This is a genomic window from Nostoc sp. LEGE 12447, assembly GCF_015206985.1.
Lineage (GTDB): Bacteria > Cyanobacteriota > Cyanobacteriia > Cyanobacteriales > Nostocaceae > Nostoc.
In genome coordinates, this window is record NZ_JADEXT010000048.1 from 1 (window position 1) to 11,686 (window position 11,686).

Consider the following 11,686-nt stretch of genomic DNA (forward strand, 5'->3'; position numbering starts at 1 on the left):
ATCTACGATCGCAACTGTTGGGTGGGCATCTCTTGCCAAATGTTTCAGAATTTGTAGTTCTACATCCATTGCCCTGCTTAGTTTCCAGAGTTTTTTCTTTGAATCCTTTTATTCAGAATACCCGGAAAGTGACAGAAGAGGGATAAGACTATCTAATAGCAAGAGTAATAATTTTTTAAATTGCTGCCAGCCCCCCAACGCTGGGTAAATCGGCTCACCCAAGCTTGGGAGATATCTAGGATTTTGGGGATCGCCTCAGCATTACTAATCGGCAGCAACAACCCAGAAAACAACAGCACCGAGATTTTAGTATTTGATAAAGTCAGGTATCTGATTGAACTTGAAGTTTTGCAGCACAAACCCATCTATTGCGTCCTTGTTCTTTAGCTTTGTACAAAGCTTTATCTGCTGCATCAATTAATTCTTGAGCAGAGCTTTTAACTGTTGGTATTTGAGTCGCCACACCTAAACTGACGGTCACAAAATTTTGAAAGCTAGTATTTTTTCTATGATAAATTTTTAATTCTTCAATAGACTTATGAATCAATTTAGCTACTTTAATGGCACCTGATTCATTCGTATTTGGTAAAAGGACAACAAATTCTTCTCCACCATAACGAGCTAGTAGATCCGTAGGCCGCTTTAATACAGCTTGTGCTACACGAGCAACTTGTATTAAGCATTCATCCCCTGCTAGGTGTCCATAATTATCGTTATAATCTTTGAAATTGTCAATATCAAATAAAACTAAAGATAAATAATTCCCTGTTTGTTGTAGTCGATTCCATTCCCGCTCTAATAATTCATCAAAACAACGACGGTTAGCTATTTTAGTTAGACCATCTAGCTTACTAAGTTTTTCTAATTTATAATTTACTAATTCTAAAGAATGGTTTGCTTGAGTTAATTGATTAGCTTGGGAGCAGAATTGAGCTAATAATTTTGAATGTTCTAGAGCTACATTAAACTGAGCTGCTAATTGTCGAATAAATTGGATTTCCGACGTTTTCCACTCGCGAGAACAATAGCACTGATGAACGCATAGTAATCCCCATAAAGTTTTTCCTTTCATTAGGGGTACAACAATTTGCGCCTTGATTTGAAATTGCTCTAACACTAAGAGGTGGCAATCTCGTAGCCCAGCTTCATAAACATTTGATAATACCTGTATACGCCCTTGGTGATAAGCAACTGCATATTTTTCACCAAAACAATGATCCAACACTTTTATGGCAATCACCGAATCGTAATCAGGCAATACATTCTCAGAGACAAATTCACCACAGGTATAGTTCGATTCCGGGTCAAATCGAAAGATCCCAACGCGATCTGCACGGAGAGCTTTACGCACTTCTCGTACAGTTGTTTTAAACAAAGTGTCTAAATTAAGAGACTCACGAATTTCAGCAACTAAATTAAATAGAATTTCCTGTTGCTGATTAGCTTTATGCAGCTCTATTGCTTTTTGTTCTGCTTGAGCTAACAATTCTGCTTGTTTAACTGCAAACCCTAACTGCGTTGCAATTTGAGACAGAAACTGTATTTCTAATTTTTTCCATTCATGTGGCTGTGAGTGCTGATAAGCAGCAAGAACTCCCCACAGGTTTTTTCCCACAAAAATTGGTGCTGTTGCATAAGCTCGAATATGGAACTGTTCTAAAATTTCTAAATGGCATTGAGATAAACCTGCTGAGTAGACATCTGAAATTACTAAAGTTTCATTATTACGATAACGTCCACCTTGATGTTCTTGTAGATAAGAGTCATTCCAAACTGTATTTTTTCCTAATGTTTCTACATCATCCCATCCAGGCTCGGCAAACTCAAAGTCGCTGACAAATTCTCCACCCCAGTTTTCATAAAAACGATAGACAGCAATCCGCTCGATACGAAGTAACTTGCAAGTTTCTTTAGTAGCTGTACGAAAAATTGTTTCTAACTCTAGAGAAGCTCGGATTTTACTAATAACTTTATAAAGCGCCCTTTCTTGTTCTTCTAGTTGCTGAATTTGAACGTTTTTCTCACACAATTCACTTTTTAAATCACTAACACTAGGCTGTCCTAAAAGTTTACAGAATAAATCAGCAGATACTTTAGTAATATTATGTAAAATTTTATTTATCATAAAATACCAACTACCAAATTTTGCGTATAATTACTGATAAAATATTAAAATATTTTATACTAAAATTGATCTGTACCAAAGCTTTCTTTCAATCTAACTTTTTTACAAATTATTCTGTTAAAAAATTTAATTAAAATAAACAGCAAGTATTATGCTGTTTATTAGCACTTTTAGCCACATCTTGCTGGTATTTATGATTATTCTTGCACGTAGTCAGTTTTTTTAAATTAATATTTATAGGTGCAATATATAAATAAACAAAACAATATTTAAGGCTTAACTTTGAGAATGTTACAAGCCAGACTCAACCTGTACGCTGGATATTACATTCCGGAAGCAGGTTATCGTCTGGAATCAGTTCTTATGACTGTTCAAGGTGATAGCGCAGGTTCTGCGAGTGATGCAGAGATTGAAGAAACTGAGATTGAGTAAACTTCGGTGGGCAGACAACTCAGTACAATCATCAGCAAGTCAGCCCTAACAGCCGGGCTACATCTGTTTAAAACTCGCCGCATCGCCCTATTACCAAGAACTTGGGCAACTTCCGCCACACCTTCAAGCACAGTTGGGAGTGATGATTCTGATTCAGCAATCAACATCGGGAAGTATGTACGGGCTAACCACTTTTCATCGTCGTCTAAGTCAGTCAAATTTTTATTACTACCGCTATTAAGACTATCTAATAGCAGGATTAATAATTTTTTAAAGTGTTGCCAGCCCCCCCATCTCTGGGTAAATCGGCTCACCCAAGCTTGGGAGATTTCGGCAATGTTGGCGATCGCCGGTTGAGTAATTTTCTGTTTTGACTGCTAAAGGTGGGTTAGAGCATTAACTATAGCGTGTCCTGTTTGCTCACTGGCGTTACCAGCTTCAGGGCAGAGTTGGAAAGCATCAACGCTTTCTAATTTAACTCCTGGTAATTCACGATCAAGGAAACCCAAATCATAGTCAGCGCAGAAGTAGAATGTTAGCTCCACATTGGAGCGACGATGAGCCCCGTAGCGGTCAGTGGGTAAAAGGTGTTGAGTTAACAGTTGGTGTAAAACTAAGAGTGCAGGTTGCAGCTGTGATAGAAGATTTGGTTCTAACAGTAGCAGTTTGCCCACGGTGGTTTCAAAATCGCCTCGGTTCACATTAACCGAACGCACGGGCTTGATGAGTGTGCCAGCTTCTTCCCATAACCGCCCAACGGTGAAAGTTTGGTCAGCAGCGTTAGTTAAGGTGACAGGGGTAGAGTCTGGGTGCGCTCTAAGTTCAGAATAATTTTGAATTGCACTGCGCTTTTGAAAGCGGAAGCCAAAACCATCCCCTTGAGCGAAACGGCACTGATTTTTAAGGGAACAACCGCCACAGATGGGGCTGATGCCGCTCTCTTCAAAATCTAAACTGTTAAAATTCTTGTTACGAAATGCGTTAAATAAGTAAGTTCTATGACAATTACCATCAGTGTCAGCAGTCTCACCCGCTTTAGTCCACAGTTTAAGGGACTTCCAGAAAATAAACTATTCCATTAGCAATAATAATAATCATTTTAAAGGGGGATGAAGGGGCTGCCGACGGCAGCCCCTTCATCCCCCTTTTGTAGTAATTTGAATAATGATTGAGTTTTTGAGTGTGTCAACTGGTGACTATAGTATTAACTGATTCTCTTAAAAAGTTGTTGATTGAAACTGCATCTCAATTGAAAGGTGCTGAAAAGCGTAAATTTATGGCACAGACAGTTCAGGGCTTAGGTTTAGGAGGGCAAAGGCTTGCACAATCAGAACTAGGATGGAATAGAGACACAATTCGGAAAGGGACAAGAGAATTAAAAAGCGGTATTACTTGTGTTGATAATATGAGTGGCAAAGGACGTTATAAGGCGGAAAAACACCTGCCAAATCTTTTAGAAGATATAAAAAATTTAGTTGACTTCTATAGTCAAACCGATCCGAGTTTTAAAAGTCAAAGACTATATACTAGACTCAGTGCAGCCGAAGTCAGAAAGCAATTAATCGAAAAGTATGGTTATAGTGATGAAAAGTTACATACATTCCTATTCAATTCGAGTCAAATTAAATAATTTAGGTTACAAGCTCAGAAGGGTAAAGAAAGTTCAGCCTCAAAAAAAATCCCACAAACTGATGCAATCTTTGAGCAATTAGACGTAGTTAATATTGATGCTTCGGAAGATAAGAGTGTTTTACGTCTAAGCATGGACGGAAAAGCCCGTGTTAAGATCGGCTCATTTGACCGAGGGGGTAAAAGCCGGGATGGGGCGAAGGCTGAGGACCATGATTATAATCCGAAAACAACTGTAACTCCCTATGGGATATTTCTTCCAGAGCTTGATGAGTTATTTTTGTACTTTACAGAATCGAAAGTTACAAGTGATTTTATCGTTGATATTTTAGAAGATTTTTGGTCTTGTGAAAAGCATCGTTTTTCTCAAGTTAAAACACTACTTCTCAATCAAGATAATGGGCCGCAGAATAGTTCACGACGTACCCAATTTATGAAACGTATAGTAGAGTTTGCTCACAAACATCAAGTAAATATACGTTTAGCTTATTATCCTCCATATCATAGTAAATATAATCCAATAGAAAGGACATGGGCAGTATTAGAAAATCATTGGAATGGAAGTATTTTAGATGAACTAGAAACAGCTTTAAATTTTGCTAGAACTATGAAATGGAACGGGAAACATCCAGCCGTCAAGCTAGTACACGAAACTTATGAGAATGGGGTAAAGCTTACAAAAAAAGCTATGGCTCAAATTGAAAAACAGATTGAGCGGCTAACCGATTCTACTCATGAAGTTTTCCCAAATTTAGGTAATTGGTTTATTGATATTTGTTGTAGTAAAACAAAAATTATTTGATTTTAATAACAGCATTTATTTAGCTACAAAACATACTAATTTTACACTGTTAAACTTTAAAGCAGACGACAAGTGTATAGATTCTTCATGCATAGATGAGGGGGAGAAAAGGGGTTGCCCTCGGCAACCCCTTTTCTCCCCCTTAAAATGATTATCATTCTTGATAAAGCCTCTCTCTTGTTTTTCTTGGAATAATTTATTCTTTGGAAGTCCCTAAAGTCCTCACCAGTAGGAGTTTGCGGGTGGGGTCTAGTTTAAAGCCGTTGTGACGCACTGGTAAGTCAACAAAATTCGTCTCAATGGGCAGTGTGGATGGGTTTCTGTGGTTGACATCCTGGTAAATTAGTTTATCAACGCCGAATAGCCCTGCCGTAATTGCCCCGCGTTGTAAGACTTACCTAGTCCTGGGTGGGAATTATCTAAGATTTGTGTCCAGCCCTTAGAAACAGCTTCCACCCAAGCGGTAATATGTTCTTTTGGCTGGCAGGAGATAGAGATATTGCCTGTAACTTCAGTTATGTACGGGATATTGCCGGGCTTGTAAATAATTACATTGGGCGGAGGCGTGTCAATTTCGGGTAAGGGCTTGGGTGTTGGTGGGGCTTTAAATCCTTTAAATATCGAAGAAAATGGCGCGATGGGCTGCGCCCCAGCGTAGCTGATCGCTTGCTTTAATAAATTTTGGAAGCTGCTCAAGTCCTCTCTGACTCGCCCAAGTTCCCACTGTTCACGGTTAATTAGTCCTTTGGGCTGGTATGCTTGGTACTGCCGTTGCGGGAAGCGAAAGCCATACTGTTTGGCAATATGAAACAGTGTTCTGATCGTAATTCCCCCACGTCTAAAACTGCGAATCTTGGCGTGGATGTTCCAAGTTGAGCCTTTGATACTGGGCGACCACTGTTCTGCTATGATTTCCGCTTCTGATGCCCCATAATGGTTAACCAGCGCCATCAACACCTGACGGCATTCGTCGTAGTTACCGCTTCCTGGGGTGCGTGGTGGGATGAATGAAAGCGTGTTCTGGATAAGCTGGTCAATATCCCAGCCTTCAGTGAGGGAAATCTCACGCCACTCTTTACGCCGTGACTCAATTTCTTGAATTCTTAGCTGATACTCCTCCCGTTCATGCAGCGCGATCGCGATCGCTTCCTGAATCCATTCTGCTGGTAAAGTGGCTTCACGGTTGACTAACGGGAATTCGGCTTCTGTGCTGCCGTAAAATACACGACTTGCATCTTTACAAGCTGGATCATGCGGTAACTGCTGCATCAGCTTACGGGTACAAGCTTCTACAGTATCAGCACCTTCAACATATTGCGGTAAAGGGAAAATCAACCGGAATTTATGCCAGTCTGGTTTATGACTGGCAGTGGTGTACATGAAAGCGCAGTGCTTTTGAATGAAGGAATGGGCTAGGGCTTCCTCAATGGTTAGTTGCGGATCGTAAACTTTGATAGAATTTCCGTTTTCGTCCTTGATTGGTTTGCCGTCTTCATCACGGGCGACATCGGAATTATCAATGTCGAGGAGCAATCATTGAGAACCGATGACATTAGCCTTACTGCGCCATTTCCCACCCAATAAGCCAGCACAGATAGCGTGACCTGCTTTAATGTGTTGCTGCACATCTTCTAGAGTGCCTTCTGTATCTTGAAAGTTGGCGGCAAGTTTCTTAAAGTCCCAGTCTTTATTTCTGCCTGTGGCATTAAACGCAAACTTGATTTTATTACTAGGTATGACTGGGGGTAAAAACGCGCTATCGTAAATAGATTTTTTCCCTGATAGCGCCGTTCTTCTGCTCTCAACTACGGGGTTTGTCATTTATTAGTCACTCCTTCTAGGAAACCGCCGCTTATCAGCCATTACCCCTCTGTTGGTACACGCCAGGGTGCTTATTGTGGGAAGTAAGGTTTGAGGGCAGCTTAAGGTTTTCAGTAGCCAAAAAAGTTTTTGACATTTTTGGACACCAGGAAATAATGCCAGATTGGCCAAAACCACTAGGCAAAACTGATCTAATTAATCTAATTAATCAGGGCTGTTTTAAGAGGCTACAACCCTTATGCAGCAAGGATTTCAAAAATGGATTGTCCGGGGATTCTAGAGCCTTTGTTTTAAGAACCAAAGCCTTACAGGGCAAAGCTTTAAAGCCAATTTTTTGAATTATTTTTTTTAAAACAAGACTGCAACAGAAAACCAGCCAACCACAGCTGATCATCAACTCGTAGTTGGGAAATCTAGAGTAATAATACTTAGTCTTGGATATCTAGAAGCGTTTGGATCTGGGTGGCTAGCTGTGGATTGAAGGTGCGCTCACCCCGTTCAATCAGGGAAATAAGGTTTTGAGATACGCCGATAAAACCAGCCAGTTTAGCTTGAGACCAGCCTTTAGCAATACGTGCTTCTTTAACTTGACTGCTAGTCAAGCTGATGTGTTGTTCCTGTGTGGGGTTGGCTTTGGGCTGTAACTGTTCTACTTTGGGTTTAACTTTCAATTGCGATCGTTCAACCGTGAGTTTTACCTTGGATGCTATAAGTTCCGGGATAGGGGTTGGGGGTTTGATGGTGAGTTTTGCATCCAACAGCTTATCAAGGTAGCCTTTAGGTTTCTTATCCTTGGAGTCTGGTCTTAGCTCTTCGGGGTAAGTTTCGGGGTCAAATGCAATCTGCCAGCCCAGTTTTAGTAGTAGCTTTATGGCACTATCCCAGTGCTGTTTTAAGTCATAGGCTCGGCGGCGATCTAATCGAGCTTTATCTATAATCGGTTTGACAAATGCAATTTCTAATAGCTCCTGTACTTTGTAATTTCCATCAAGGCGAATTCGACTATCTAATGTTAGATATATAGCCAGCCTTAGCGCGAGTTCATCATGGTAGGGATCAATTTTCAAAACTTGTTGGGCTAAGTAGCCGAACTGATATAAAGCGTCCCTTGATTTTGCTCCTGCTCTGTTCAAAAAATGTTGAGTCCAAGCACCGGGTTGAATAATTAACTGAACTTCATTAGGTTCTTCTATTTTCCCTTGTAAATTTATCTGACCATAGGGCACAACTGTAATGTTCCACATTCGACCTACAGGGGTACTAGCATTTATTCCACCTTTTTTGTTCCTACCTTCTATCCATACTGCTTTAACTAACAAACAATCTAATGCAAACGCAGTTTTGGCTATTTCTGAGAGTTTTTTATGTTTGGGTAAATCTGTTCGCTGATCCCAACCCATATCTTTTATCAAGTCGCTGGCATATGAGAATAAATAAGCTTTCCCACGGTCTTTCCTGTTTCATTGCATAGGCAGCAAAGATTAAGTGCAGTTTGGCGCTGTTAAACCCAAATTTATCAATGATTTGTAGTGCTTCATCCCAAGGGATCATGGAAATATCACCGGGGTTGGCAATATAATGCTCAATGAAGTTTTGAGAATTGCCCTTAGCTCTATGTTGTAAGTAGGGTATCCCATCTTCATTTTGCTTCCACAATTAGTGGAAGTTGCGGATTTAAATCATTGGCTGCCATAAGAAAACTCTCATCGAATGGAATTTATCTTCTAGGACTGCATGGGCAACAGCAGGCGGATTTCATCGATTGGTGTATAAGTTAGCCGCCATCTAACGCAGGGCAAACGCATCTAAATATAGTACATAGATACTAAAAAAGGATAAAGGCAGCGATCGCGTGTGGTATGAAGGATAAGCAATGGGGCATTGATGATAAAGTCATTGTAAAAGTAACAATATTGACCCAGTTTGCGTGAATCGCCCTTTCTACCTTCAGCAACTTACGCCGCTACTGCCACTCGGACTCCCAGCAGCCCAATCACTTGTTCGGCACTAGGAGCCACGCGATTGAGTCCGTACTGTCTAGGTCTTGCGTACCAGCTTTGTTGATTGCACCCGACGAAGCCAACAAAGTGCCCGTCTTGGTAGAGTTTGGTGCTGAATCCTAACCAATCGATTTCGCCGTGATAAAGACCAAAAACAGTGCAAGCTATTTCTAGTTCATCGCTTAATCGTTCGTTCCTTTCTAGTGGGGTTTCCGGTAGAGTCGCTTTAACCTCTGCAACTCTTGCGGCGAACCAGTCCCTATCAAAGGGTAGCCGTCCGCCTTCCACAAACTGCACCCATACTGTGATTCCGCCTTCTATCCAGATGGTGCGGATTGATTCGGGTTCGACTTCAATAATCTCGCCAATGATGCGGCGATCTCTGCTGGTGAGAGGATCTTGGGTTGGGGCTACAGCTTCGGCTTGGGATTCGAGGTGGCTGTACAGTTCTGCTTGGGCTATCGCTTGCTCGTCTTTGAAGGGAGTATTTGCAATTATTGTTTGATTGAGTTTGAAGCTTGAGGGTGCTTGTTGTGTGTAAACGGATTGCGTCATAATAAGGATCTCCTGCCTCTACACGGGGTTAGGTTTTTACAGAGGGTGATCACAAACTTTGGACGGGGAGTGATCACCTTTTGATCTGAGCAAATAAAAGCTGATTTCTGAAGCTGACACTAGACTGTTCCGAAACAACCTCAGCCATTGGCTACAGCAATCTCAACACCAGTATCCAGGAAACCTTTACTGTCATCGACAGATTCGAGTGGCAGGCGGTAAATGAAATCCTCCAGATGAGGGAACAGCAGCTTTACCTGCAAGCTGGATATAAGAACTTTTCAGAATACTGCCAGCGTGAATTATACGCCTGGGGTGGATACCGACGAATCAACCAACTGCTAGGAGCTAAAAAGGTCATAGATGCAGTTGGCGAGTTGGGCGGACACATCAAAAATGAGCGTCAGGCTCGTCCGTTACTTCGTTTAGTCTAGGAACCAGAGAAACTAAAACAAGCTGTAGCGATCGCTCTCAAAGACAACCCTTCCCCTGGTGAATCAGACTTTGCGGCTGCGGCTAAAAAAGTGGTTCCATTCCCTAGAAAACGCACTTACCCCGCAGAATATACGGAAGTGATCGCTGCTATCGAAGAACGCCATAAACAAGAGTTAGAGCGACTTTCCCAGGAATTGAGGATTGGTTTGCAAACAGAGGCCACAGCCAAAGCAGAAGAACAAGTGCAAGAGCAAATCCAATCTCTGCAACAACTCTTTAAACAACAGAAATAAGAAAATATCCAGTTACAGCAACGCCTCTCGGAGATGGAGGGGCTAAGGAAATTGGAGGCTGAGAATCAACAACTCAAGCAGCGTATTCAAGATTTGGAAAACGCAGTACAAGAACGTCCTCAACAGCAGTGGGGAAATACCATGACCCAGCAAGCGACCAAAGCTTTGAACAAGCAGGTAAAGCAAGCACTGGAAAAGACAATTGATCTGCGATCGCATATCAGGCCGAACAATTGGAAATGTTGCCCCAGGCGATTAGTGATATTCGGCGGGTCTTGTCAAAGCCTGGGTGTAGCTGGGAGGACTATTGGGATGTTGCCCAAGAGTACGAGGTGATTAAACCAGATTATTGGGCAGAATTAACCACCCAAGAGACAGAATTAATTACCGTACTCCAGAAAACATCCTCTCAACCGGACACAATTGCACTCGGTTCTACTGTTGCCCATGCTGACCCATACCGCACTTTGTATGTCGAGAGAGGTGAGGTGGTGCAAGATTTGGGCGAGGAAATAGTGGTGGCTTGGGATTGCTGGAAGGAGCAATCGAAAAAGACTGATAGGTATTTCCGAAACGAATTGCGATTCTGGCAACCGGAAAAAGAGTAGGTGAAGTTGTTGATTAGAGCGATTGCTTAGTTAAAAACTGTGCAATCACCTAGGGTGTTGATTTTGTTGGAGAAACTTAAGAGTTTCTTCATGCAGTTTCTGTGTCGCCAGTTGAGGCAGAAAACAAAATTCTCCTTTTTGAGAGCATAGATTTGCCAAAAACAAGAGCTGCCCAGTCTTCAACATCTAAAAAACGGACTGTCTCTAATGCTTCTTTCACAAGATTAGTTGTCAAATTCATGGTTGATAAACAAATACTCGAAAATATTTGACCGATTTGTTTAAGAGGGCAACGAGAAGAAAACTGTTTGTATTTACCAAATAGTGATTCTAAGACATCAGAAGTAGCTAATAATGTTTGACCTGATGTAATGTGAGATATTTCCTGTGTTAAATAGCCGATAATTTTTTGTCTAAACCCTTTTGAATAATCCATTCCTATTGTTAAATATTGTTGCATAATATTGAAGGTTTCTTGATTCAATCCATCAAGCTTAATTTGAGTTTCTACTCTGCGGTCATGTAAACCATTTGTTTCCAATCGTTCAGTGAGTCTTGATAAGATGCTAACCAACCCAACTTCTGTTTCAATTTAGTCTTAAGAACTTCTGGCTCAATATTTGGTACTAAATTGGTTAAAATATCTAGCGGTGAATTCAGCAACTTTTCAGCCCAATCTAAAAGTTTTTCTACGTTAAAGTAACGACACTGCGAGCGTTGTGAGGGAGGAGCTAAGAAAGATAGTTCGGTTTGTTGTACTTGTCTCCGACATTGACCACACTGCTGTATAAAAGACTGATATTTTTCGGAACCAGTTAATTCATGCTTGAGTAACAAAGCCATTGCATGAGTTACATCATAAGTATAAATTACATCAGGATGATTCTGTTTATACAGTTTAATTCCTCTTTGAATATCACTTCCACGGTCAGCAATGATTTGTTTAGGATGACCAAATTTTAGAGCAATTTCCATCAGTTTCTGCT

The 11,686-nt window shown here is 41.0% G+C and carries 16 protein-coding genes and 1 pseudogene; 8 read left to right on the plus strand and 9 right to left on the minus strand.

All coding sequences use genetic code 11. From position 1 onward, the window contains the following. Positions 1 to 322: 322 nt before the first annotated feature. Complete coding sequence (locus IQ274_RS30365) at positions 323 to 2,125, minus strand: sensor domain-containing diguanylate cyclase (protein WP_194144454.1); 1,803 nt, start codon at positions 2,123 to 2,125, stop codon at positions 323 to 325. 288 nt (positions 2,126 to 2,413) lie between these two features. Between IQ274_RS30365 and IQ274_RS30370 the strand changes: the two genes are divergently transcribed. Beyond that, the gene (locus IQ274_RS30370; protein WP_194144455.1) at positions 2,414 to 2,557 is read left to right on the plus strand and encodes a hypothetical protein; all 144 of its coding nucleotides are present in this window, start codon (positions 2,414 to 2,416) and stop codon (positions 2,555 to 2,557) included. A 6-nt stretch (positions 2,558 to 2,563) separates the two neighbouring features. Further along, a complete protein-coding gene (locus IQ274_RS30375; RefSeq protein WP_194144456.1) occupies positions 2,564 to 2,914 on the plus strand; it encodes a hypothetical protein in 351 nt (116 codons plus the stop codon). Positions 2,915 to 2,934: 20 nt separating this feature from the next. On the opposite strand, the gene IQ274_RS30380 is transcribed toward IQ274_RS30375, so the two are convergent. Further along, positions 2,935 to 3,273 (minus strand): hypothetical protein, encoded by a 339-nt coding sequence (locus IQ274_RS30380; RefSeq protein WP_194144457.1) that lies wholly within the window; start codon positions 3,271 to 3,273, stop codon positions 2,935 to 2,937. A 476-nt stretch (positions 3,274 to 3,749) separates the two neighbouring features. On the opposite strand from IQ274_RS30380, the gene IQ274_RS37550 reads away from it, so the two are divergent. Together IQ274_RS37550 and IQ274_RS30385 are read left to right on the plus strand one after the other, a co-directional pair. Further along, a complete protein-coding gene (locus IQ274_RS37550; protein ID WP_265578583.1) occupies positions 3,750 to 4,187 on the plus strand; it encodes a hypothetical protein in 438 nt (145 codons plus the stop codon). A 27-nt stretch (positions 4,188 to 4,214) separates the two neighbouring features. Then, positions 4,215 to 4,988, plus strand: a pseudogene (locus tag IQ274_RS30385) (ISAzo13-like element transposase-related protein); the annotation flags it as partial. Between the two features lie 342 nt (positions 4,989 to 5,330). Here IQ274_RS30385 and IQ274_RS30390 read toward each other — a convergent pair. The 5 genes from IQ274_RS30390 to IQ274_RS30400 all read right to left on the minus strand — a co-directional run bounded on the left by IQ274_RS30390 (position 5,331) and on the right by IQ274_RS30400 (position 9,364). Continuing rightward, a complete protein-coding gene (locus IQ274_RS30390) occupies positions 5,331 to 6,521 on the minus strand; it encodes a PriCT-2 domain-containing protein (protein WP_228058456.1) in 1,191 nt (396 codons plus the stop codon). Beyond that, positions 6,522 to 6,809: a hypothetical protein gene (locus IQ274_RS36855; protein WP_228058457.1), complete on the minus strand. Its 288-nt coding sequence runs from the start codon at positions 6,807 to 6,809 to the stop codon at positions 6,522 to 6,524. It lies immediately after the preceding gene. A 428-nt stretch (positions 6,810 to 7,237) separates the two neighbouring features. Continuing rightward, complete coding sequence (locus tag IQ274_RS30395; protein WP_228058458.1) at positions 7,238 to 8,209, minus strand: helix-turn-helix domain-containing protein; 972 nt, start codon at positions 8,207 to 8,209, stop codon at positions 7,238 to 7,240. After that, positions 8,172 to 8,465, minus strand: coding sequence for a hypothetical protein (locus IQ274_RS36860; RefSeq protein WP_228058459.1), 294 nt, complete (start codon positions 8,463 to 8,465; stop codon positions 8,172 to 8,174). Before IQ274_RS36860 ends, IQ274_RS30395 begins: the two co-directional genes overlap by 38 nt. 299 nt (positions 8,466 to 8,764) lie before the next feature. Then, positions 8,765 to 9,364 (minus strand): hypothetical protein, encoded by a 600-nt coding sequence (locus IQ274_RS30400; RefSeq protein WP_194144458.1) that lies wholly within the window; start codon positions 9,362 to 9,364, stop codon positions 8,765 to 8,767. 236 nt (positions 9,365 to 9,600) lie between these two features. Here IQ274_RS30400 and IQ274_RS37830 point away from each other — a divergent pair, with 236 nt between their 5' ends. The 4 genes from IQ274_RS37830 (at position 9,601) to IQ274_RS37845 (ending at position 10,700) form a co-directional block, all read left to right on the plus strand. Further along, the gene (locus IQ274_RS37830) at positions 9,601 to 9,798 is read left to right on the plus strand and encodes a hypothetical protein (protein WP_322745378.1); all 198 of its coding nucleotides are present in this window, start codon (positions 9,601 to 9,603) and stop codon (positions 9,796 to 9,798) included. A gap of 90 nt (positions 9,799 to 9,888) precedes the next feature. Further along, positions 9,889 to 10,092: a hypothetical protein gene (locus tag IQ274_RS37835; RefSeq protein WP_322745379.1), complete on the plus strand. Its 204-nt coding sequence runs from the start codon at positions 9,889 to 9,891 to the stop codon at positions 10,090 to 10,092. Between the two features lie 51 nt (positions 10,093 to 10,143). Continuing rightward, positions 10,144 to 10,428, plus strand: coding sequence for a hypothetical protein (locus tag IQ274_RS37840; protein ID WP_322745380.1), 285 nt, complete (start codon positions 10,144 to 10,146; stop codon positions 10,426 to 10,428). Beyond that, positions 10,425 to 10,700 (plus strand): hypothetical protein, encoded by a 276-nt coding sequence (locus IQ274_RS37845; protein WP_322745382.1) that lies wholly within the window; start codon positions 10,425 to 10,427, stop codon positions 10,698 to 10,700. Before IQ274_RS37840 ends, IQ274_RS37845 begins: the two co-directional genes overlap by 4 nt. Positions 10,701 to 10,788: 88 nt before the next feature. Here IQ274_RS37845 and IQ274_RS30410 read toward each other — a convergent pair whose 3' ends face one another. Together IQ274_RS30410 and IQ274_RS36865 are read right to left on the minus strand one after the other, a co-directional pair. Beyond that, entirely contained in the window at positions 10,789 to 11,241 is a 453-nt protein-coding gene (locus tag IQ274_RS30410) for a hypothetical protein (RefSeq protein ID WP_228058460.1), read from the minus strand. After that, positions 11,208 to 11,675, minus strand: a complete 468-nt coding sequence (locus IQ274_RS36865; protein WP_228058461.1) for a hypothetical protein — start codon at positions 11,673 to 11,675, stop codon at positions 11,208 to 11,210. The genes IQ274_RS30410 and IQ274_RS36865 overlap by 34 nt, the downstream gene beginning before the upstream one ends. Between the last annotated feature and the right edge of the window lie 11 nt (positions 11,676 to 11,686).